General features: G+C 53.8%; 21 protein-coding genes, 1 pseudogene and 1 other annotated feature. Of the genes and pseudogenes, 6 read left to right on the top strand and 16 right to left on the bottom strand.

Features of this window, described 5'->3' with window-relative positions; translation table 11 throughout:
• The 5 genes and pseudogenes from thrB to yjjY form a co-directional block, all read right to left on the bottom strand.
• Entirely contained in the window at window positions 1–930 is a 930-nt protein-coding gene (gene thrB, locus GA0061071_RS05265) for a homoserine kinase (RefSeq protein ID WP_061497833.1), read from the bottom strand.
• A gap of 1 nt (window position 931) precedes the next feature.
• Window positions 932–3,394: a bifunctional aspartate kinase/homoserine dehydrogenase I gene (gene thrA, locus GA0061071_RS05260; protein ID WP_061497835.1), complete on the bottom strand. Its 2,463-nt coding sequence runs from the start codon at window positions 3,392–3,394 to the stop codon at window positions 932–934.
• 24 nt (window positions 3,395–3,418) lie between these two features.
• Window positions 3,419–3,536 (bottom strand) — a sequence feature (Thr leader region).
• Window positions 3,475–3,543 (bottom strand): thr operon leader peptide, encoded by a 69-nt coding sequence (gene thrL, locus GA0061071_RS23245; protein ID WP_134319007.1) that lies wholly within the window; start codon window positions 3,541–3,543, stop codon window positions 3,475–3,477. It overlaps the preceding feature by 62 nt.
• 210 nt (window positions 3,544–3,753) lie before the next feature.
• Window positions 3,754–4,440: a tRNA/rRNA methyltransferase gene (locus GA0061071_RS05250; RefSeq protein ID WP_088237361.1), complete on the bottom strand. Its 687-nt coding sequence runs from the start codon at window positions 4,438–4,440 to the stop codon at window positions 3,754–3,756.
• Between the two features lie 401 nt (window positions 4,441–4,841).
• A pseudogene (gene yjjY, locus GA0061071_RS05245) lies at window positions 4,842–4,981 on the bottom strand (YjjY family protein).
• Between the two features lie 94 nt (window positions 4,982–5,075).
• On the opposite strand from yjjY, the gene arcA reads away from it, so the two are divergent.
• Complete coding sequence (gene arcA / locus GA0061071_RS05240; protein ID WP_061497839.1) at window positions 5,076–5,792, top strand: two-component system response regulator ArcA; 717 nt, start codon at window positions 5,076–5,078, stop codon at window positions 5,790–5,792.
• 40 nt (window positions 5,793–5,832) lie between these two features.
• On the opposite strand, the gene creD is transcribed toward arcA, so the two are convergent.
• Genes creD through creA form a run of 4 tightly spaced genes read right to left on the bottom strand, consistent with a single transcriptional unit; the run spans window position 5,833 to window position 9,867 of the window.
• The gene (creD, locus tag GA0061071_RS05235) at window positions 5,833–7,212 is read right to left on the bottom strand and encodes a cell envelope integrity protein CreD (protein ID WP_088237360.1); all 1,380 of its coding nucleotides are present in this window, start codon (window positions 7,210–7,212) and stop codon (window positions 5,833–5,835) included.
• 57 nt (window positions 7,213–7,269) lie between these two features.
• Window positions 7,270–8,694, bottom strand: coding sequence for a two-component system sensor histidine kinase CreC (gene creC / locus GA0061071_RS05230; RefSeq protein WP_088237359.1), 1,425 nt, complete (start codon window positions 8,692–8,694; stop codon window positions 7,270–7,272).
• Window positions 8,694–9,389 (bottom strand): two-component system response regulator CreB, encoded by a 696-nt coding sequence (gene creB, locus GA0061071_RS05225; protein WP_088237358.1) that lies wholly within the window; start codon window positions 9,387–9,389, stop codon window positions 8,694–8,696. The genes creC and creB overlap by 1 nt, the downstream gene beginning before the upstream one ends.
• Window positions 9,390–9,393: 4 nt before the next feature.
• Complete coding sequence (creA, locus tag GA0061071_RS05220) at window positions 9,394–9,867, bottom strand: protein CreA (RefSeq protein WP_061497856.1); 474 nt, start codon at window positions 9,865–9,867, stop codon at window positions 9,394–9,396.
• Between the two features lie 214 nt (window positions 9,868–10,081).
• Here creA and robA point away from each other — a divergent pair, with 214 nt between their 5' ends.
• Window positions 10,082–10,957 carry an MDR efflux pump AcrAB transcriptional activator RobA gene (gene robA, locus GA0061071_RS05215; RefSeq protein ID WP_061497858.1) on the top strand — a complete coding sequence of 292 codons (876 nt, stop codon included), beginning with the start codon at window positions 10,082–10,084 and terminating at the stop codon, window positions 10,955–10,957.
• On the opposite strand, the gene gpmB is transcribed toward robA, so the two are convergent.
• The gene (gene gpmB / locus GA0061071_RS05210) at window positions 10,954–11,601 is read right to left on the bottom strand and encodes a 2,3-diphosphoglycerate-dependent phosphoglycerate mutase GpmB (protein ID WP_061497859.1); all 648 of its coding nucleotides are present in this window, start codon (window positions 11,599–11,601) and stop codon (window positions 10,954–10,956) included. The genes robA and gpmB overlap by 4 nt on opposite strands.
• A 99-nt stretch (window positions 11,602–11,700) precedes the next feature.
• On the opposite strand from gpmB, the gene yjjX reads away from it, so the two are divergent.
• Window positions 11,701–12,216 (top strand): inosine/xanthosine triphosphatase, encoded by a 516-nt coding sequence (gene yjjX / locus GA0061071_RS05205; protein WP_061497860.1) that lies wholly within the window; start codon window positions 11,701–11,703, stop codon window positions 12,214–12,216.
• Here yjjX and trpR read toward each other — a convergent pair.
• Together trpR and sltY are read right to left on the bottom strand one after the other, a co-directional pair.
• On the bottom strand, window positions 12,207–12,536 hold the full coding sequence (gene trpR, locus GA0061071_RS05200) for a trp operon repressor (RefSeq protein ID WP_061497861.1): 330 nt from the start codon (window positions 12,534–12,536) through the stop codon (window positions 12,207–12,209). The genes yjjX and trpR overlap by 10 nt on opposite strands.
• Window positions 12,537–12,610: 74 nt before the next feature.
• On the bottom strand, window positions 12,611–14,551 hold the full coding sequence (sltY, locus tag GA0061071_RS05195; RefSeq protein ID WP_088237357.1) for a murein transglycosylase: 1,941 nt from the start codon (window positions 14,549–14,551) through the stop codon (window positions 12,611–12,613).
• 218 nt (window positions 14,552–14,769) lie between these two features.
• Here sltY and ettA point away from each other — a divergent pair, with 218 nt between their 5' ends.
• Window positions 14,770–16,437, top strand: coding sequence for an energy-dependent translational throttle protein EttA (ettA, locus tag GA0061071_RS05190; RefSeq protein ID WP_071890613.1), 1,668 nt, complete (start codon window positions 14,770–14,772; stop codon window positions 16,435–16,437).
• An 11-nt stretch (window positions 16,438–16,448) separates the two neighbouring features.
• On the opposite strand, the gene nadR is transcribed toward ettA, so the two are convergent.
• Genes nadR through serB form a run of 3 tightly spaced genes read right to left on the bottom strand, consistent with a single transcriptional unit; the run spans window position 16,449 to window position 20,067 of the window.
• On the bottom strand, window positions 16,449–17,675 hold the full coding sequence (gene nadR, locus GA0061071_RS05185; RefSeq protein WP_061497868.1) for a multifunctional transcriptional regulator/nicotinamide-nucleotide adenylyltransferase/ribosylnicotinamide kinase NadR: 1,227 nt from the start codon (window positions 17,673–17,675) through the stop codon (window positions 16,449–16,451).
• 29 nt (window positions 17,676–17,704) lie between these two features.
• Window positions 17,705–19,087, bottom strand: a complete 1,383-nt coding sequence (radA, locus tag GA0061071_RS05180; protein ID WP_088237431.1) for a DNA repair protein RadA — start codon at window positions 19,085–19,087, stop codon at window positions 17,705–17,707.
• An 8-nt stretch (window positions 19,088–19,095) separates the two neighbouring features.
• On the bottom strand, window positions 19,096–20,067 hold the full coding sequence (gene serB / locus GA0061071_RS05175; RefSeq protein WP_061497870.1) for a phosphoserine phosphatase: 972 nt from the start codon (window positions 20,065–20,067) through the stop codon (window positions 19,096–19,098).
• Window positions 20,068–20,185: 118 nt separating this feature from the next.
• Between serB and GA0061071_RS05165 the strand changes: the two genes are divergently transcribed.
• Both GA0061071_RS05165 and lplA read left to right on the top strand, forming a co-directional pair.
• Window positions 20,186–20,830: a YtjB family periplasmic protein gene (locus tag GA0061071_RS05165; RefSeq protein ID WP_061497872.1), complete on the top strand. Its 645-nt coding sequence runs from the start codon at window positions 20,186–20,188 to the stop codon at window positions 20,828–20,830.
• A 49-nt stretch (window positions 20,831–20,879) separates the two neighbouring features.
• Window positions 20,880–21,896, top strand: a complete 1,017-nt coding sequence (gene lplA, locus GA0061071_RS05160) for a lipoate--protein ligase (protein ID WP_061497874.1) — start codon at window positions 20,880–20,882, stop codon at window positions 21,894–21,896.
• An 83-nt stretch (window positions 21,897–21,979) separates the two neighbouring features.
• Here lplA and deoD read toward each other — a convergent pair whose 3' ends face one another.
• Window positions 21,980–22,699 (bottom strand): purine-nucleoside phosphorylase, encoded by a 720-nt coding sequence (deoD, locus tag GA0061071_RS05155; RefSeq protein ID WP_061497876.1) that lies wholly within the window; start codon window positions 22,697–22,699, stop codon window positions 21,980–21,982.
• Between the last annotated feature and the right edge of the window lie 34 nt (window positions 22,700–22,733).

The raw sequence follows: 22,733 nt of genomic DNA, 5'->3' as shown, positions 1-22,733 counted from the left end.
TTATCCCACTACTCGTGCGCCCGCCGTATCCAGCCGGCAAATATGAACGAAGCCTTCCTGATTTTGCAGATAGTGTTTACCCAGCCAGTCAGCCACGCGTTGGGCCGTGTCCGGTTTGTCACACAGTGCAAATAACGTTGGGCCGGAACCGGAGATCCCGCACGCCACAGCGCCGATATCCGCCACGGCCTGCCGTGCCTGGTCAAACCCCGGCAGCAATTTCATGCGGTATGGTTCGGCAATCACGTCTTTCATTAATTTTGCCGCCAGACCTGGCTGACGGCTGTAGCAAGCGTGAATAAAGCCTGCCAGATGACGACCATGAGCAATACAGTCCTGACGGCGATACTGTGCCGGCAAAATTGCCCGGGCTTCCGCTGTCGAGACTTTAATGCCCGGATAGGCAAGCACCCATAACCACTCATCAAAGCCTGGCACTTGCTGGCTGATAATGCCGCTTTCCTCGATCATCAGTTGCATACCGCCGAGGAAACAGGGCGCGACGTTATCATAATGCACACTGCCGGAAATGCGCCCTTCCAGTTCACCCATCAGCGCCAGCATCCGGGTATCACCCAGCGGTTTCCCGCAAAACTCGTTCATTGCCACCAATGCGGCAACGACCGAACACGCGCTGGAGCCCAGACCGGAGCCAATCGGCATATTCTTTTCCAGCGTCATCGCCACCGGAACCGACTTACCAATCTCCCGGCAGAACAGCTCCCAGCATTGATAGACGATATTTTCCCGGGGCTCACTCGGCAATTTGCTGGCAAAGCGACCGAGATTTTGCAGACTAAAATGATCCGCCGCTTCCACCGAAACGGTGTCGCCCAACAAGGTGCCATCAACGGGCGTTACGGCAGCACCAAGTACATCAAAACCCACGCTCATATTGGCACTGGAGGCCGGAGCATAAACCTTTACCATCTCAGACTCCTAACTTCCATGACAGGGTGCGGAGCAGGTCGGCGAACACACCCGCCGCCGTCACATCATTACCCGCACCGTAACCGCGTAATACCAGCGGAAGCGGTTGATAGTAATGGCTGTAGAATGCCAGCGCATTCTCGCCATTTTTCACTTTGAACAGCGGATCGTTACCATCAACTTCGGCAATCTTCACCCGGCAGGTACCGTCTTCCTCAATATTGCCAACATAACGCAGAACTTTGCCTGCATCACGGGCTTTTGCTACACGCGCTGCAAACGCATCATCAAGCTGCGGCAAACGCCCCATAAAACTCTCAACATCACCGGAATCATCAAAAGTGGCAGGTAATACCGGTTCAATCACAATATCCGCCAGTTCCAGCTCACGGCCCGTTTCGCGAGCCAGAATCAAGAGCTTACGCGCCACGTCCTGGCCGGAAAGATCGTCTCGCGGATCCGGTTCGGTATAGCCCATCTCGCGTGCCATGTTGGTCGCTGCCGACAGGCTCATTCCCTCATCCAGCTTGCCGAAGATAAACGACAGGGAACCGGAGAGAATGCCGGAGAAATGCTGTAATTCGTCGCCAGCATTGAGCAGATTTTGCAGGTTTTCAATCACCGGCAGACCCGCACCAACGTTGGTGTCATACAGGAATTTACGACGGGATTTCTCCGCTGCGCGACGCAGCTGATGATAGTAATCCATTGACGAGGTGTTGGCTTTTTTGTTCGGCGTTACCACGTGGAAACCTTCACGCAGGAAGTCGGCATATTGATCGGCCACGGCCTGGTGCGAAGTACAATCCACAATCACCGGGTTAAGCAGGTGATACTCTTTCACCAGGCGGATCAAGCGCCCCAGATTGAAAGGCTCTTTCGCGGCAGCCAACTCTTCACGCCAATTATCCAGATCCAGACCGTGTACGTTAGTCAGCAACGCCCTGGAGTTCGCCACGCCGCAAACGCGTAAGTCGATATGCTTGTTCTTCAGCCAGGTCTGCTGGCGTTTGATCTGTTCCAACAGCGCACCGCCCACGCCCCCGACGCCGATAACAAACACTTCAATCACTTGATCGGTGTTAAACAACATTTGATGCGTCACACGCACGCCAGTAGTGGCATCATCATTGCTGACGACAACAGAAATTGAACGCTCGGAAGAGCCCTGTGCAATCGCGACAATATTGATATTGGCGCGAGCCAGCGCCGCGAAGAATTTGGCAGAGATCCCGCGCAATGTACGCATACCGTCGCCGACAACAGAGATGATCGCCAGACGCTCCATCACTGCCAGCGGTTCCAGCAGGCCTTCTTTTAACTCCAGGTAAAACTCCTCGTTCATGGCGCGCTGAGCGCGAACGCAATCCGATTGCGGTACGCAGAAACTGATGCTGTACTCAGAAGAGGACTGCGTGATCAGCACGACCGAAATACCGGAGCGCGACATCGCTGCAAATACGCGCGCTGCCATGCCGACCATACCTTTCATACCCGGACCGGAAACGCTGAACATCGCCATATTATTCAGGTTGGAGATCCCTTTTACCGGCAGACCGTCTTCATCCGACGTCGCGCCGATAAGCGTGCCAGGCGCTTGCGGGTTTCCGGTGTTTTTAATCAGGCAAGGGATTTGGAACTGGGCGATAGGGGTGATAGTGCGGGGGTGAAGAACTTTAGCGCCGAAATAAGAGAGCTCCATGGCCTCCTGATACGACATCGACTTCAGTAACCTGGCGTCCGGCACCTGTCGCGGATCGCAGGTATAAACCCCATCAACATCCGTCCAGATCTCGCAACAATCAGCACGCAGGCAGGCCGCTAACACTGCTGCAGAGTAATCAGAACCATTACGGCCCAACACGACCAGTTCACCTTTCTCGTTGCCGGCGGTAAACCCCGCCATCAACACCATATGATCCTGCGGGATACGGCTGGCGGCGATACGCCGAGTGGATTCGGCAATATCAACGGTCGATTCGAGGTAGTGACCAACGGCGAGTAACTTCTCAACCGGATCGATCACACTCACTTTATGTCCGCGCGCTTCGAGCAAACCCGCCATGATGGCTATGGATAATTTCTCACCGCGGCAGATAAGCGCGGCGTTAATGCTGTCCGGGCACTGCCCCAACAAGCTAATACCGTGCAGAACGTGTTTGATCTGCGCGAACTCTTGTTCAACAAAGGCTTTTAACTGTGCGAGGGGGAAACCTGGTTGCGCATCCGCCAGTCCTTGCAGAAGTTCAGCAAAAATACGTTCAGCGTCGCTGATATTCGGTAATGCATCCTGGCCACCGATCGTTTTTTCGATCATCGCAACCAGGTGATTAGTGATTTTCGCCGGGGCAGAGAGTACGGTTGCTACCTGCCCCTGCCTGGCATTGCTTTCCAGGATGTCGGCAACACGCAGAAACCGTTCCGCATTTGCCACTGATGTACCGCCGAACTTCAAGACTCGCATGGTTTTACCCCTTGATCTTTGGTCGAAAAAAAAGCCCGCACTGTTCAGGTGCGGGCTTTTTTCTGTGTTTCCTGTACGCGTCAGCCCGCACCGTTACCTGTGGTAATGGTGATGGTTGTAATGGTGATAATCGTGCTGATGCGTGTCATGGATGTTGTGTGCTCTGTCATTGTTATCTGTCTGTGCTGTATCCTCTATTGGTTAAAGTATCTGCCTGCTTAAGTCAATTTATTTTTCATTTTGGTTGTTTTTTAAACAGTTGCAACTACGCTAAAACTTGATTACCAAACAACCTGTTCAGACCAGGACGGCCTTCTCTCGCAGTGACTTTAACTATAAAATAAACTTATCACAGCAGCTTACTCGGTCAATTTTTTTTCAATATCATGGAGCAATCGATGCAACATGGCAGTGTCGCGTTGTGCCAGCAGCCCCAGACGTTGATCCAGCCAGTCGGCCATTTTGATATCGTCCGCAACCGCTAATTTTTCCAGCAAAGCATGTACCCGTAATCGCAGCGCCCGCAGTTGATTACCATCAACCTGGGCTACTCCTTCAGGAGCATGTTGCATTAACGACGCTAATTGATAGCAGTAAACCATCACCGCCTGCCCCAGATTAAGGGAAGGATAATCCGCCACCATGGGCACACCGGTTAAAATATCCGCTAATGCCAGCTCTTCATTTGTCAGCCCCGAATCTTCCCGCCCGAAAACCAGCGCCGCGGTGCTAAGCCAAGTGCTTTTTTCTTCTAAAAGCGGAACCAGTTCCACAGGCGTCGCGTAGTAATGGAACTTTGCTCTGCTGCGCGCAGTGGTCGCAATCGTAAACGAAACATCGGCCAGCGCGTCAGCCAGCGTCGAATAAGTTCTAGCATTATCAAGGATATCGCCAGAGCCGTGCGCAACACGGCGCGCCCCCTCCTGTCTGTGCGCATCGCTGTCGACAATACGTAAGTCGCTAAACCCCATGGTTTTCATCGCCCGGGCTGCCGCACCGACATTTTCGGCTCGGGCAGGGGAAACAAGCACAACTGCCAGCTTCATTTGACCTTCTCTGTTTTACTGAAGTCACGCGTCAATATATGACCAATGTCAGCATATTACGCGTCACGAATTTACAATTTTGTAACAGGAATCACTGATTTAGCCCCTGATAACGGTTAAAAAAAGCTAAACTGTTTACGCGTGATATTACCTGCTAAGATGTTAACAGAAGGGACTTATCCCTATGTTTATTCATGGCATTTTAATACAGGTTCTTGCCATAGTGTTGGATTCGTCGTGTTTATCAATTAATATTCGCAACTAGTTGGTTTATTGTAGAATTGTAATAAACGCTAGCAATTAGCTATCATGATTTCGCTAAACTGTTAACGTGCTACAATTGAACTTGATATATGTCAACGAAGCGTAGTTTTATTGGGTGTCATTTACGTCTTAGCCTGTTATGTTGCTGTTAAAATGGTTAGGATGACAGCCGTTTTTGACACTGTCGGGTTCAGAGGGATAGTACCCACGACCAAGCTAATGATGTTGTTGACGTTGATGGAAAGTGCATCAAGAACGCAATACGTACTTTAGTCATGTTACGCCGTCATGTTAATTTTCTACATGCACCAGGCTGGTCAGGGACTTTTGTACTTCCTGTTTCGATTTAGTTGGCAATTTAGGTAGCAAACATGCAGACCCCGCACATTCTTATTGTTGAAGACGAGTTGGTAACACGCAACACGTTAAAAAGCATTTTCGAAGCAGAAGGCTACGATGTCTTTGAAGCGACTGATGGCGCTGAAATGCATCAGATCCTTTCGGACAATGATATCAATCTGGTGATTATGGATATCAACCTGCCAGGCAAAAACGGCCTGCTGCTGGCGCGTGAATTACGCGAACAAGCGGATGTGGCGCTGATGTTCCTGACAGGGCGTGATAACGAAGTCGATAAAATTCTGGGCCTCGAAATTGGCGCAGACGACTACATCACCAAACCGTTCAACCCACGCGAACTGACTATCCGTGCGCGCAATCTGCTGTCCCGTACCATGAACCTGGGCACGGTTAGCGAAGAACGCCGCAGCGTCGATAGCTACAAATTCAATGGCTGGGAACTGGATATCAACAGCCGTTCGCTGGTCAGCCCGAACGGTGAGCAGTATAAGCTGCCGCGCAGCGAATTCCGCGCGATGCTGCACTTCTGCGAAAATCCTGGCAAAATTCAGTCCCGCGCAGAACTGCTGAAAAAAATGACCGGTCGCGAGCTGAAACCGCACGACCGTACTGTGGATGTGACCATTCGTCGCATTCGCAAACATTTTGAATCGACCCCGGATACGCCGGAAATCATCGCCACCATCCATGGCGAAGGTTACCGTTTCTGCGGCGATTTGCAGGAATAAGTGAATAAAGACGAAAAAGCGGCGCTCAGCGCCGCTTTTTTTATTTCCAGATACGTAATGCGTCTTCAGCATCCGCGACAGGCTCATTCGTCTTTTTTCTGCCCGTCGACAACCTGTACCAGTCGAGTTTACGCGTCAGGAACATTACCGTGCTTAGCGCCACAAACAAGACGCCTGTGCCAAGCAGTAGCGCGTTATCCTCTGAATTCAGTAACCCCCACATCACGCCATCCAGCAATAGCAGCGCGGCGGTAAACAGTAAACTAGCGCGCCAGCTTCGCATCACACCCTGCAGATAGATCCCATTCAGCAATGCGCCGAGAAGGCTGGCAATGATCCAGGCGAGCGTAAATCCGGTATGTTCAGACAAGGCCAGCAGCACCAGATAGAACATCACCAGCGACAGCCCAACCAGCATGTACTGCATGGGGTGCATCTGCCGCGCGGTTAAGCTTTCAAAAACAAAGAACGCAAGAAATGTCAGTACAATCAATAACACGGCATACTTCACAGCCCTGTCAGTTAATTGGTACTGATCCGCTGGTGTGGCGATATTGACGCTAAATGCAGGCAGAACCCAGTCGTTGCTGGCGGCAAGCCTGATGTTATCGCGCACTTTACTGTCCAGATTGTTGGCAAACCAGCTACTTTGCCAGTGTGCCTGAAAACCACTGGCGCTCACTTCCCGTTTTTCAGGCAGGAAATCGCCCATAAACCCCGGATGCGGCCAGTCGCTATTCAGCGTCATTTCACTGTTACGGCCCAATGGCACTACCGAGAACGCGCCAGTGCCGCTCAGATTAAGGGACATTGACAGTTGCAGGGGTTTATTCACGCTTTCCGCTGCAAGCGGCATATGGATCCCTTGCAACTCACTCATCAACCCGGTTCCGGGTTCCACGCTCAGCGCCTCGCCGTTCAGGCGGGTGGTATGTATCTGACCAATTCCCCGGGCATCGCTAACGGCTAATACCATAAACGGCTCACCCAGGGTGATGTTCTCGCCGGGCTTTATATCCAACCGCTTTGGGTCAAACTCTGCTTTGATATCTATCTCGTTATGCCAGATTTGCCCGTCGTAGATACCAATTTTGCGCGTTTCGACCTGCTGCGTGCCGTTGACCATCAGCGACTCCGGCAACCACATGCGTATATAACTGTGCTTACGACGCACCTCTTTTGGCGCATCTTTATCGCCAGCGCTTTCCATTGAAATTACGGTTTCCGTTACCGGAACAGCAATCAAGGGGCCAATCAATTTCTGCGCGCCGGCACTGCTTTGGCGCAGCGTATCTGTCACGTCATTACGGTAGTTCGCGCGCTCACCGATCAGACTGCTGAGCATTGTCAGCGGAATCAGCAGAACACAGAAGCAACCCGCGAGGGTTAACATTTTCCAGAACAGGGGGGATTTCAACATAGCCTTCTCCTTTGTGATGTACGCAGAGTAGCGAGGCTATGTGTGAAGGATTTGAAGTTATGTGAAGTGAGGGTGAAGTGTCAGCCGGGCTTCGCAACCGCCTTGTGCACGATTCGACACAATAATCTCACCGTGATGCAAACGGGCGACTTCCCGAACAAATGCCAGCCCGAGGCCGCTGCTTTTCTGCCCATTTTCCCGTGGCAATGAGTAAAAACGCTCAAACACGCGCGTCAGCGCATACTCCGGAATACCTGAACCACTGTCACTGACTGAGAGCACCCGCGCCGCACCCTCATCGCTGGCACGAAGCGTCACAACACCGCCGGCTGGCGTGAAGTCAATAGCGTTATCCAGCAGATTACCCAGCGCCTGCGCCAGTAATTCGCTATCTCCCGCCACCTGGACATTTCCCGGCTCGCAGTGAAGCGTCAATCCTTTCGCAGCAAGCGCGACACTGCGCTGCTCCTGTAACTGGCGAAATAACGTGTCCACATCAACAGGCATAAACGCAATTTCCAGGCGATTTTCCAGCTTGGCCTGATGCAGCAGTTTTTCCACCAGGTGCTGCATACGTGCGTTTTGCCGCAGGATATTGTCGGTAAAACGCAACGCGACATCGGGCGGCGGCCCCTCACGCAGAATCTCCGCCGCGCCACGAATGGCCGCCAACGGGCTTTTAAGCTCGTGCGTCAGTGCATAAATATAGTGTTCAATGTAATTTTTACCTTCCAGCTTCACACGCATGCTTTCCAGCGCCTGCGCCAGCTTGCGTAGCTCACTGCTGCCCAACTCCGGCAGTGGAACCGGACGATCCTCCGTTACGGAATCAGCATAACGCGCCAGTTTGCCAATGGAACGATTGATCCACCACACCATCACCGCGCCAATCAGCAATGCAATCCCCAACAACGCGCCACCGGCCCATAAGATCCGTCGCTCGCTGCGTTTGATCACCGGATCCATTGCACTGTTAGGCTTGCCGACACTAACAACACCGATAATCCGCCCCCCATCGCTCACCGGTGCGGCAACATACATCACCGCACTTTGCGGCTCGCCAGCGACAGCCTGCGAACTGCGCGCACCATATTGCCCACGCAGCGTAAGCCAGACATCATTCCAGCGGGAATAATCCTCGCCTAATGCTTTCCCGGCCGAATCAAACACCACACGCCCCGCAGCATCGGTCATATAAACGTGGTACTCATTGCGGACTTTATGGATACCGCTGATATGGGCATTGATCGGATGATGATTGAGGGTTGAGAACGCCTGCGCCAGTCTGCCATCTTGTGCATGGCCGGTACGCAGATCCTCACGGGCAAGTTCCGCCAGCAACGTCGCGGTATCAATGAGCGTACCTTCCGTTGCGCGGCGCACACCAGGTTTGATCTCCTGAACAAAGATCGACAACACGAACCACGCCGCCACCGCAACGATAAGAAAGTAGCCCAGCAGCAAACGCATGCCTATACGCATTAGCGGATCCCCAGGCTATAGCCCATACCACGATGCGTATTGATCGGATTACTTTCCGGATTGATAGCACGTAATTTGGCGCGCAGCGTCTTGATATGGGTATCGACGGTGCGATCAAAACTCTCCTGCGCGTCGCTCCATACCTGATCCATTAACTGCTGGCGGGAGAAAACGCGCCCGGGCGCCAGGAGCAACGTTTTTAACAACAGAAATTCATAGCGCGTCAGCAGCAAAGGTTCACCACACCAGCGAATCAGCGCGGCGGCTTCATCAAGTTCAAACTGCCCTACCCGCAACATATCGCTGTGCAGCGTCGACTTTTGCAGCCTGCGCAGTACGGTACGCACCCTGGCGCAGACCTCCCGTGGAGAAAAGGGTTTCGCGATGTAATCATCCGCGCCCATCTCCAGCCCCAGCAGTTTATCCACCTCATCACTGCGAGCCGTCAGGAACAACACCGGTAGCGCTGGCGCATGCGCCAGAAGCCGCCGACACAATTCGAAACCGCTGATATCCGGCAGGCCAACATCCAGAATAACCAGATCCGGTAACCGCTGTACTGCGGCATCAAGAACCGGCAGTCCACGCTCAAAGGCGGTGACGCTAAACCCATCTTGTTGCAACATGTAAATGAGCGTTTCAGCGATGCTGATTTCATCTTCTACCAGCCAGATCAGCGGTTGCACTCCAGGCATTCTGTTACTTACTCCATGGCATGATCGGTACCGCGCTCAATGCATTTTTCGGCGAGCCTTCCACCACTTTATCGGAATAGGCTAAATAGGCCAAAGTGTTACGTTTCTCATCATAGAAGCGCACAACCTGCAATTTCTTGAACACCAGCGACGTACGCTTCTGGAAAACCACGTCGCCCTGCGCCTTGCCGCTCTTAATTTTATCCGTCAGCTCAACCGGCCCTACCTGCTGGCAAGAGATCGCAGCATCGGAGGTATCTTCCGCCAGCCCCAGGCCGCCTTTGATACCGCCAGTTTTCGCCCGACTGATATAGCAGGTTACGTTTTTCACGTCCGGATCATCAAATGCCTCAACCACGATCTTATGATCGGGGCCAAACATTTTGAAGACGGTATCCACCGATCCAATCTGTTCTGCGTGTGCGCCACTCAGCGTCGTCAACAGCAATGCAGGAACTATTAACTTTGTGTATTTCATATTGTTACCATTTTTGAATATTACGTTACGTAACTATTCATCTTTATGATGAGAATTCGTTTGAAGATCACCAATTTACAAAATTTATGATGAAAATCAGTCACAATGCGCATCAGTGCACAAAAAAAACACTGAATGCTAAAGCAAAAAAAACCCGCTATCATCCGTCCCTTGTATCAAGCGTTAACCGCTGTTTTAAGGAAGAGGATATTATATGGATCAGGCTGGGATCATTCGCGACTTACTTGCCTGGCTGGAAGGCCATCTGGATCAGCCCTTGTCTTTAGACAATGTGGCGGCAAAAGCAGGTTATTCCAAGTGGCATTTGCAAAGGATGTTCAAAGACGTAACGGGCCATGCCATCGGTGCGTATATCCGTGCACGTCGTTTGTCGAAGTCTGCCGTTGCGCTGCGTCTTACCGCCCGCCCAATCCTGGATATAGCTCTACAATACCGCTTTGATTCACAACAAACTTTTACCCGAGCCTTCAAAAAACAGTTTGCCGTTACGCCGGCACTTTACCGCCGTTCGCCAGACTGGAGTGCTTTTGGCATCCGCCCGCCAATGCGTCTGGGGGAATTTGCCCTGCCGAAGCATGAATTCGTTACGCTGCCACCGATGCACCTGATTGGTACAACACAGAGTTATACCTGTTCATTGGAAGAGATCTCTGATTTCCGTAATCAGATGCGTATTCAGTTCTGGCGTGACTTTTTAAGTAACTCTCCGACCATCCCGTCTGAGTTGTACGGCCTGCATGAACCGCGCCCGAGCCTGGAAAAAGATGACGAACAGGAAGTGTTTTACACAACAGCGCTAACACCGGAGATGGCGAACGGGCATTTGAATAACGCCGAACCTGTGCTGCTGGAAGGCGGCGATTATGTCGCGTTTTCCTACGAAGGCTCCCCAGACGGCGTACAGGCATTTATCCTGACGGTGTATGGCACCTGTATGCCAATGCTCAACCTTACGCGCCGCAAAGGGCAGGATATTGAGCACTTTTATCCGCAGCATGATGGCAGCGAGAGCGACCGCGAGCCGCCAGCGCACATCCGCTGCGAGTTTCTGGTGCCTATTCGCCGCTAACGCTGCAACTCATCCAGCGCGGGAGCGTCCAGATGCGAGACGTCTCCTGCGGTTTCCACCACCCATCCGGATGCCAGCCACGGGCTTTGCTGATAATCGATACGGGAAATGGAGCAGTTGCGCAGACGCAAACGGCGTTCAGCCCAGGCAGGAAGCCCAAGGATTGTACTGACCAGACAGCCCAACGCCATACCGTGACTGACCAGCATCGGGCGGCTGCCTTCCGGCAGTTCGAGGCAGTTTGCCAGCGCCGCATGCATGCGGTCACTTAACTCCTGCATAGACTCACCATCAGGAATACGACCATCCGCTGTGCCATTCACCAGTTGGCGACGCCAGCTCTCTTCTTCTTCCGTCAGGGATTCGATGTGGCGACGCTCCAGCACGCCCATATCCAGCTCGCGTAAGCGCGGCTCAAGCGTGACTCCGCAGCCACAAACATCAGCGATAATTTCAGCCGTACGACGCGTTCGACCCAGGTCGCTGGCGATGATGTGGGTGATGCCTAACGCTTTGGCGCGCTCAGCCACCTGCCGGGCCTGCTGCTCCCCTTTGTCGGTTAACGGACTGTCAGACTGGCCTTGAATACGACGCTCGGCGTTCCACTGCGTTTCACCGTGGCGAACAAGGTATACCTGTAACATGCTTTTTTATCCATTATACTGCGATGAATTTATTCTCTGAGGAAGGCCTCTGCCCGGAGTAAAGAACGCGTCTCGTTTCGGACAAGCCAAGTATAGATTATGCACCATGTTGTCTCAGCTACCACCAATCCCGCAAAAATTCGGGCGATTCTGCACGCTTTTAACGAGATCTTCGGGGAGGGATCCTGCCATATTGAGTCCGTCTCCGTCGATAGTGGCGTCCCGGAACAGCCGTTTGGCAGTGACGAAACGCGGGCTGGCGCACGAAATCGTGTTACCAACGCGCGGCAAATCCGACCCGAAGCGGATTTTTGGGTTGCCATTGAAGCCGGTATAGACGGCGACAGCACCTTTAGCTGGGTGGTGATTGAAAATCATCACCAGCGCGGAGAAGCCCGCTCGGCTACGCTTCCGCTACCGGCGGTGATCCTGGAGAAAGTACGAGCAGGAGAAGCGTTGGGACCGGTGATGTCACACCACACCGGCATCGATGAAATTGGCCGTAAGGACGGCGCGATCGGCGTGTTCACCGCCGGGAAACTGACCCGCGCGAGCGTCTACCACCAGGCGGTGATCCTCGCGCTCAGCCCGTTTCACAATGCGATTTACCGTTGACCGTTCAGTAAGGTCTCTTCCAGCCACAAACGTAAGTCCGCTGGCGCGGCCTTCAGGCTGTTCGATCCACGGGTAATCGTCGCGATGCCCGCACCGAGTTCGGATTTCAGCTCACGCTGGCTCATCTCACCACGCAGCAGCTCTTCGATAATCCGTACTCGGGTGCCCAATGCTTCACGCTCGTCCGGTGTAAGCATCAGGTTAAGCAACGGAATATGCAGATCCTTCTCATAAGACTGCCGGACCAGTTCAACAAAACGCAGCCACTCCTGGTTGCGTTGCTCGGCCATTGCTGCTGAATAAGGGGATTGCTGAGTCATAATTTACCGCCACTCTCAGGGTTCAGTGCTGTGTACTCTTAAGCGAGTACACAGCATAGCATAAACCACAGAAATCAGTAACGGCGCTGCCATTCAGCATCACTGAACACAGCAGGCTTTCTCTCACCCATAAAGAAACGATAGTACGCATCATAGGCGAGGACGTTTTTCACATAGCTACGGGTTTCAGAAAACGGAATGCTTTCAACAAACGCCACCGCATCCAATTTCCCGCCACTGTTGTTCAACCAGCTACGCACACGTCCAGGTCCGGCGTTATACGCGGCAGAGGAGAAAATACGGTTATTACCAAACTGCTGATAAACATATTGCAGATAGCTGGTGCCGATATTGATATTGGTTTCCGGATCAAAGAGCTGACTGGCATTACTGTACCCTGGAATGTTGAACATCTTCACCGTGTGCGTTGCGGTACCAGGCATAAGTTGCATCAGACCGCTGGCCCCGACTGGCGAACGTGCGGCGGGGTTCCACGCGCTTTCCTGGCGCGAAATTGCCATCGCATAGCTCTGGGTGATCCCTTTGCCGCGGGTGTAACGGGCATAAAGATCGTTGTAGGCCAGCGGGAAACGCTCTTCCAGATGATCCCACAGTTTGCCGGCAATGGTGGCCTGCACGCTGAGATCCCACCAGTGCTGATTAAACGCGTAACGCGCCAGTTGCGCCTGCTCCTGTTGGTTGCGGCTGGTCACCAGATTGGCCCACTCGCTACGGGCAGTATTATCCAGCCCCCAGTACATTAGCTCACGCACGCGCGCCATTTCCGCGCCCTGGACCAACGCGGGATCGGGGTTACCCGGTGCCTTATCCACCTGCAACGGATAATCCTCACCCAGACGCTGAGCAGCGGCCATCGGGTAGAAGCCACGCTGCTGCATTAGTGCGTGCAGGATCTCTTTGGCCTCCGTGTCTCGCCCGCGTTCAAGCAACAGATCCGCCTGCCAGTATCGCCATTCATCTTTCTCTTTCGCCTCCATCGGCAAACGGGAAAGCCAGGTATTGAGCCCACGGCGGTCGCCATCGCCAATTGCCATACGCACGCGCCGTTCGAGCAGCGAAATAGATTGCGAACGCATGATTGCATCATCGCGCCAGCGTGCCTGATCGCTGGTGACGTCATTGCCCATTAAGCGCCAGGCGACAATATCGCGTAAAGTCTGGGTTTGTTCGTCGTTTAACTGTTGCGCCTGCACCAGCGACGGGATCATCAACCGGGCATTCTCCACATCCTGGCGCGCTACACTTTCAAAAGCTTCCGCCGCCATCTGGCGCGTAAAATCGGTCGCGCCGGTTGTACGGGCAAAATCCATCACCGTACCGGGATCGTTGGCCAGATTAATGATCGCCGTTGAGATAGTCTGATAGTCCGACGGCATCTGCCCGGCCAACAGTGTGACCAGTTTAGTATTGCCTGCTTTCATCGCCAGACGAATGCGTTCCAGGAACGCTAGCGGATCCTGAGCACCCGAGGCTCGCCACGCGCCAAAAAGCGAGTCACAGGCATTCGGCTGGCTTTTGCCGGTCAGCCACAACTCTTTTGCTCCGGCCCAGGCCTCTTCCGCCTGACCGGTGCTCCATTTAGCAAAGTAGTAGTTACACTGCGCCTCAGTGGTGGTCGGTTTTTCCGGGCTGAACGCCAGCAGTCCTCGCCAGTCCTGGCGGCGGGCCAGTTCATTGACAAAGCGGGACTTCAGCGCACGCGCCGCCGGTAACGTGGGGTTAGCCTGCACAAAATTGGAGACGGTGATCGCGGGCTGATTCATCAGATCATCAGTGATCTGGCGATATTCAAGATAGGGGTACAACGGATAGGTCTTCAGCGTCGGCAGCAGTTGCTGCACCACATCCATCTGTTTGTTATCCCACGCAGTTTTGATCTGCGCGTAGCGATTACGTTGTTCATCCAGTGAATCCGCACGCGCCGCATTGCTGAGGGACAGCAAACAAACGCAGGCCGCCGCAAATCGCCAGGCGGTATGTTTAGCTCTCTGCACAGCTCTTTCCTCTTATTCTCTCTTAGTGGCAGCGTCATGCCGCGTCATGATGTAATGCTAACCGGGCAGGCCTTAACGCGCCATGTTCCGAACACTTTTTTACCTTTCTCACGGGATTTAACACTCCGGGCTTAGCTGGCTGGGCTTAAGCGTCGAAAACGGCTACACTCCGCTGTTGAATACTCCTTCTATGACGATAAAAAGAGGCGAAGTCCAACGTGGCTCAATTCGTATATACCATGCATCGTGTCGGCAAAGTTGTCCCGCCGAAACGTCATATTCTGAAAAATATCTCGCTAAGCTTCTTCCCTGGCGCAAAAATCGGCGTGCTGGGTCTTAACGGCGCCGGTAAATCTACCCTGCTGCGCATCATGGCCGGCATCGACACAGACATTGAAGGCGAAGCCCGTCCGCAGCCGGGAATCAAGATCGGCTATTTGCCGCAAGAGCCGCAACTTAACCCGGAACAGACGGTACGTGAATCTGTAGAAGAAGCCGTGGCTGAAGTGGTTAACGCGCTGAAAGGTCTGGATGAGGTGTATGCCAAATACGCTGAGCCGGATGCTGACTTCGATAAGCTTGCCGCACAGCAAGGGAAATTTGAAGAGATTATCCAGGCGCACGATGGCCATAATCTGAATGTGCAGCTTGAACGCGCCGCAGACGCGCTGCGTCTGCCGGACTGGGATGCGAAAATTGCCAACCTCTCCGGGGGTGAACGCCGTCGCGTGGCACTGTGCCGTCTGCTGCTGGAAAAGCCGGACATGCTGCTGCTTGACGAACCCACCAACCACCTGGATGCGGAATCCGTGGCCTGGCTGGAACGCTTCCTGCACGACTTCGAAGGTACCGTGGTGGCGATCACCCACGACCGTTACTTCCTTGATAACGTTGCAGGCTGGATCCTTGAGCTGGACCGCGGCGAAGGGATTCCGTGGGAAGGCAACTACTCCTCCTGGCTGGAACAAAAAGATCAGCGTCTGGCGCAGGAAGCTTCTCAGGAAGCGGCGCGCCGCAAATCCATTGAGAAAGAGCTGGAGTGGGTTCGCCAGGGTACGAAAGGCCGTCAGTCGAAGGGCAAAGCCCGTCTGGCGCGCTTTGAAGAGCTTAACAATACCGAATACCAGAAACGTAACGAAACCAACGAACTGTTTATTCCACCAGGACCGCGTCTGGGCGACAAAGTGGTGGAAGTCAGCAACCTCAGCAAATCCTACGGCGATCGTCAGCTGATTGATAATCTGTCGTTCTCCGTACCCAAAGGGGCCATTGTCGGCATTATCGGTCCGAACGGTGCGGGTAAATCGACACTGTTCCGTATGATGTCAGGTCAGGAGCAGCCAGACAGTGGCAGCATCACCCTGGGTGATACGGTAAAACTGGCGTCGGTGGATCAGTTCCGTGATGCGATGGACAACAGCAAAACCGTATGGGAAGAAGTCTCAGGCGGGCTGGATATCATGCGTATCGGCAACACCGAAATGCCAAGCCGCGCCTATGTTGGTCGCTTCAACTTCAAAGGCACCGATCAGGGCAAACGCGTAGGTGAGCTGTCAGGGGGTGAGCGCGGTCGTCTGCATCTGGCGAAACTGCTGCAGGTTGGCGGCAACGTTCTGCTGCTCGATGAACCGACTAACGACCTGGATATTGAAACCCTGCGCGCGCTGGAAAACGCCCTGCTCGAGTTCCCGGGCTGTGCGATGGTTATCTCGCACGACCGCTGGTTCCTCGACCGCATTGCGACCCATATTCTTGATTATCAGGATGAGGGTAAAGTGGAGTTCTTTGAAGGTAACTTCACCGAATACGAAGAGTACAAGAAACGTACGCTGGGCGCAGACGCGCTGGAGCCGAAACGAATGAAGTACAAACGTATCGCGAAATAAATCTGATGGGGCTACGGCCCCATCAGCTTTTTCACCAGTTCTACGCATTGCAGGAAGCGCGAATCATAATCCGCTTCTTCCACCCGCACAAAATCAATGTTGTTTTCCCGCAGCATCGACACCAGCATATCCTGGAACTCTTTACGATCCACCGAACTGCCAAGGCTGCGTAGCCCATCATTAACCCACGGCGTATTGTTCTCCAGCAGGATCACCAGGTCGAAACGGTATTCATCAATCAGCGCCTGAACAAACGGATGCTCGCGCCCTTCATATTTTTTGCAGAACGCCTGCGTAGTGACAAAATCGGTGTCAATAAACGCCACTTTATTCGCATATTTTACTGCAAAATCAATGTACTGAGCGTGCCCCAGCGCAATCTTGTCGTAATCGGAATATTGTAAAGCGATTTCATCGCCGCCGAGATGCGAGAACACATAATCGCGGCCAAATTCCCATGCGCTGGTGGTGTTGAAAATATTGGCGAGCTTATTCACCAGCGTCGATTTCCCGCTGGATTCACCACCGAGGATCGCCACCGTACGCACGAAGAACGGCTTCACCTCCGTTGGGATATATTCCCAGTAGCGGAACGGGTTCTCGCGGATCAGCGAGCCGCTGATATTCATAAAGGTACGCTTTGGATCCACCAGCACCGCTTCAATGCCCAGATGCTGCAAGTACTGCGGCGCATCCGCCTCTTCTGAGGTGTAAATCCAGTTCGGCGTAATACCTTTCCCGGCCATAAACGCCTTAATACCCTTACTCCAGACATCCCAGCCGTGGGGATACGGCTCCATGCCCTCTTCATTGAAGGCATGAATACGAATGTTTTTCTGGTACTTAAAGGTCTGCAATAACCAGCGCAGACGGTCACTTACCGTCGGCTGCTGCGACATTGCGCTGTCTTCAAACAACTCGCGATCGCGGGTGTCATCATAGCCAAGGATGATATGTAACTCATCGACCTGGCTACAGGCACGCTGGATCAGGTAGATGTGCCCGGTATGAAGCGGATAAAATTTGCCGAACACCACGCCGATATTCTTCTCACGACGGGGAAATTCAAGGTCGAGAAAGCGGTGTAATGCTTCCAGCTTTTGCGCGCTGGGGCTTTTAATCTTGGCGTTCAGCAACTGGCTCAAATAGCCTTTGGTCATACCGCTGGCATCCGCCACCTGTTGTAACGTGCAGCCTTTCTGACGAATGGCGTTTTTTAAGTAGTCAAATGACGACATTATTGCCTCCTGCAAAAATCATTAGCCAATTATAAGTCGTCAAAGACGCTTAACGCATCCGCCAGCTTCTTCACACCGAAAATCTGCATCCCTTCTGGCACTTTTTTCGGCACATTCGCCGCCGGAACGATGGCGCGGCGGAAACCATGCTTGGCGGCTTCCGAAATACGCTCCTGGCCGCTTGGCACCGGGCGGATCTCACCGGCCAGCCCCACTTCGCCAAACACCACCAAATCCTGCGGCAGCGGTCTGTCGCGCAGACTGGAAACCATCGCCAGCAATAGTGCAAGGTCAGCACTGGTTTCGGTGACCTTCACCCCACCAACAACGTTCACAAACACGTCCTGATCCGCCATCTGCAACCCACCGTGACGATGCAGCACCGCCAGCAGGATCGCCAGACGGTTTTGTTCCAGACCTACTGCAACCCGCCGGGGATTTGACATCATTGAGTGATCCACCAGCGCCTGAATCTCTACCAATAGCGGACGGGTACCTTCCCACACCACCATTACAGAGCTGCCGGAAGTCACCTCATCGCCACGACTGAGGAAAATGGCCGAGGGATTGCTCACTTCGCGCAACCCCTGCTCGGTCATGGCGAACACACCCAGTTCATTAACCGCGCCAAAACGGTTTTTGTGGCTACGCAGCGTACGGAAACGGGAATCCGCATCACCGTCAAGCAGTACCGAACAGTCGATGCAGTGCTCCAGCACTTTCGGTCCCGCCAAGGAACCGTCTTTCGTCACATGGCCGACCATCACAATCGCCACGCCGCGTGTTTTAGCGAACCGCGTCAGGTAAGCCGCTGTTTCACGCACCTGCGCGACACTGCCCGGCGATGACTGGATATCCGCCATATGCATGACCTGAATGGAGTCGATCACCATCAGTTTCGGCTGCTCTTCCTCTGCGATCATGCAGATTTGCTCAATACTGGTTTCCGACAACATATTCAGGTTGGCCGTCGGTAATCCAAGTCGGTGAGCACGCATCGCCACCTGTTGCAGTGACTCTTCACCCGTGACATACAGCGTTTTCATCTGTTCGGCGAGTTTGCACAACGTCTGCAACAGTAGCGTGGACTTGCCCGCGCCAGGGTTTCCGCCAATCAGGATAGCGCTGCCGGGCACAACGCCACCGCCGAGCACACGGTCAAACTCTTTAAAACCGGTAGAGAAGCGCGGCAGCTCTTCAAGGCTGATATCGGCAAGTTTTTGCACTTTCGATACGCCCGCACTGCCGGCATAGCCAGCGAGACGCTCATTGCGCGCCACGGTGGGCGACGCAGCAACACGTATTTCCGTAATGGTGTTCCAGGCATGACAGGCACTGCACTGCCCCTGCCAGCGCGGGTAATCTGCACCGCATTCATTACAGACAAACGCGCGTTTCGGAGCTTTCGCCACACTCACCTCTATTTCTTATTGATACTGCCGGAAAGAATACAGAATACGCCCATCAGATCTGCGTGACGGATGGTAATTTCTGCCTTTTCATTCACCTTTGGCTTGGCATGGAAAGCAATACCCAACCCGGCGGCTTTGATCATCGGCAGATCGTTCGCCCCATCGCCAATTGCGACCGTCTGCGCCGTTGGGATCTCGTGCTCTTCCGCCAGGCGTTTCAGGGTTCTGGCTTTATATTGCGCATCGACGATGTCCCCCAGCACCTGGCCGGTAAATTTGCCGTCCATGATCTCCAGTTCGTTCGCCACTGCCGCCGTCAGGCGCAGTTTGTCGCGCAGATAATCCGCAAAAAAAGTAAAACCGCCGGAGGCAATCGCCACTTTCCAGCCCAGCGTTTCCAGCTTCAACACCAGTTGCACCAGACCCGGCATCAGCGGCAGTTTTTCGCGCACCTGCAACAGGATATTGGCGTCCGCGCCTTTCAGCGTCGCCACGCGGCTACGCAGGCTGGCGGTAAAATCCAGCTCGCCACGCATCGCGCGTTCGGTGACTTCCGCCACCATTTCACCCGTTCCTGCCAGTTTGGCGATTTCATCAATACACTCAATCTGGATCGCGGTGGAATCCATATCCATCACCAGCAGCCCAGGCGAGCGCAAGTGCGGGATTTTCCCCAGCGGCGCAACGTCCATGCCTTCATCGTGCGCCAGTCGGGAAGCGCGCGGCGTTAATGATCCTGCCAGTCGGATCACCTGGTAATCTTCCACATCCCAGGCCGCGACGATCACCATGGCGGCACCCAGTTTACGCTGGTAGGTTGTCAGGCGTTGTTTGTCCAGATGACGCCCATACAGAAGCCAGCCGCTACGACCAGCATGATAGTCCAGAGGCATAACCTCATCACCACTTAAAGAGAGCGGCAATCCCGGCCACTGAGAAACATCATCGGGCAGATCGCACCAGGTCAAACTGTTCGGCATTAAAGCTCCTGTAAAAACGTTCGCGCCAGAAAGCATCGGAGGGGAAAATAACGCATGAGGCTACCTTGTAACCAGCGCTTCTGGCAACATTAAGCCTTAAATTTTCAACAGGTGGAATATGGCTCGCGCAAAACTTAAATTTCGACTGCACCGCGCAGTGACAGTGCTGATCTGTCTGGCGTTACTGGTGGCGCTCATGCAGGGCGCGTCCTGGTTCAGTCAAAACCACCAACGCCAGCGTAACCCGCAGCTTGAAGAGCTGGCGAGAACGCTGGCGCGCCAGGTGACGCTCAATCTCGCGCCGTTGATGCGCACCGAAACCCCGGATGAAAAACGCATCGGCATCGTGCTGCATCAGTTAACCGAAGAGAGCCGCATCCTTGATGCGGGCGTATACGATGCCGAAGGCGATCTGGTTGCACGTTCCGGCGAAAGCATTGATGTCCGCGACCGACTGGCGCTGGATGGCAAAAAAGCGGGCGGTTACTTTAATCAACAGATCGTCGAACCCATTCAGGGTAAAAGCGGTCCTCTGGGCTACCTGCGCCTGACGCTGGATACACACACGCTGGCGACCGAGGCGAAACAGGTGGATAACACCACCAATATTCTGCGCCTGATGCTACTACTCTCGCTGGCGATTGGTGTGATTCTGGCGCGCACCTTATTACAGGGTAAACGCACCCGCTGGCAGCAATCGCCGTTCTTGCTGACGGCGAACAAATCCGTACCGGAAGAAGAAGAACCCGAAAAGAAAGAGTAGTGGTCCGCCTCCGGTAAGATAACTGAATGTTACAGAAAGGAAATCTGCTATGTCGACGCTTCGTCTGCTCATCTCTGACTCTTATGATCCCTGGTTCAACCTGGCGGTTGAAGAGTGCATCTTCCGTCAGATGCCCGCCACGCAGCGGGTGCTGTTCCTGTGGCGTAATGCCGATACGGTGGTGATCGGGCGGGCGCAAAACCCGTGGAAAGAGTGCAATACCCGGCGCATGGAAGAAGACAACGTGCGCCTGGCGCGTCGTAGCAGCGGCGGCGGTGCGGTGTTCCACGATTTGGGGAATACCTGCTTTACCTTTATGGCCGGGAAACCGGAATACGATAAAACTATCTCTACGGCGATCGTGCTCAATGCGTTGAATTCGCTTGGTATCGTGGCGGAGGCTTCCGGGCGCAACGATCTGGTTGTCAAAACCGCAGAAGGCGACCGCAAGGTCTCTGGATCTGCATACCGCGAAACCAAAGACAGGGGTTTCCACCACGGTACCCTGCTGTTAAATGCCGATCTCAGTCGTCTGGCTAACTATCTGAATCCGGACAAAAAAAAGCTGCAAGCCAAAGGTATCACCTCCGTGCGCGGGCGTGTGGCGAACCTGGTGGATCTGCTGCCAGGCATTACCCACGAGCAAATTTGCGACGCGGTGACAGAGGCGTTTTTTGCTCACTACGGTGAGCGTGTAGACGCGGAGATTATCTCGCCGGATAAAACGCCGGATCTGCCCAATTTCGCCGAAACCTTCGCACGCCAGAGCAGTTGGGAGTGGAACTTTGGCCAGGCTCCCGCATTTAGCCATCTGCTGGATGAGCGTTTTAGCTGGGGCGGTGTGGAGTTGCATTTTGACGTTGAGAAAGGCCACATCACTCGCACGCAGGTGTTTACCGACAGCCTGAACCCGGCACCGCTGGAAGCGCTGGCTGCGCGTTTACAGGGCTGCCTGTACCGGGCGGACATGCTGGCGCAGGAGTGTGACGCACTGTTGGTGGATTTCCCGGAACAGGAACAGGAGCTACGCCAGCTTTCGGCGTGGATTGCCAGCGCGGTGCGTTAACAGCCCCCGACAGTGGTGAATGCGCATGAACAGTTTCGTGAAGAGATAAAAAAGGGCAGAGAACCTGCCCTTAGAAGAGAAACTTACGCCTTGTCGCCCAGCAGGACAGATTCCAGCGCAATTTTGATCATATCGTTGAAGGTCGTCTGACGCTCAGCAGAAGAGGTCTGCTCATGAGTACGGATATGGTCGGAAACGGTGCAGATAGTCAGCGCTTTCGCCCCGAACTCCGCCGCCACGCCGTAGATACCCGCAGCTTCCATTTCTACGCCCAGCACGCCATATTTTTCCATCACGTCGAACATTTCACCGTCCGGCGAGTAGAACAGATCGGCGGAAAACAGGTTGCCCACGCGCGCATCTACGCCCAGCGCTTTTGCTGCATCGACGGCATTACGCACCATGTCGAAATCAGCGATCGCGGCAAAGTCATGATCTTTGAAACGAATGCGGTTCACTTTGGAATCCGTGCATGCACCCATCCCGATCACCACATCACGCAATTTCACGTCCATACGCACCGCACCGCAGGAACCCACGCGGATAATTTTCTTCACACCGAACTCAGTGATCAGCTCTTTGGTATAAATAGAGCAGGACGGAATGCCCATACCGTGGCCCATCACGGAGATTTTGCGGCCTTTATAGGTACCGGTATAACCCAGCATGCCGCGCACATTGTTCACTTCGCGGTAGTCTTCGAGGAACGTCTCGGCAATGTGTTTTGCGCGCAGCGGGTCGCCCGGCATCAACACTACGTCAGCGAAATCGCCCATTTCTGCATTAATATGTGGGGTAGCCATCGTCAATTCCTTTATGTCGTTGTCGTTAAAGCAG

Source organism: Kosakonia oryzendophytica (assembly GCF_900094925.1).
Classification (GTDB): domain Bacteria; phylum Pseudomonadota; class Gammaproteobacteria; order Enterobacterales; family Enterobacteriaceae; genus Kosakonia; species Kosakonia oryzendophytica.
Note: the sequence above shows the minus strand (reverse complement) of the source record. Positions and strands in the feature narration are given on the sequence as shown.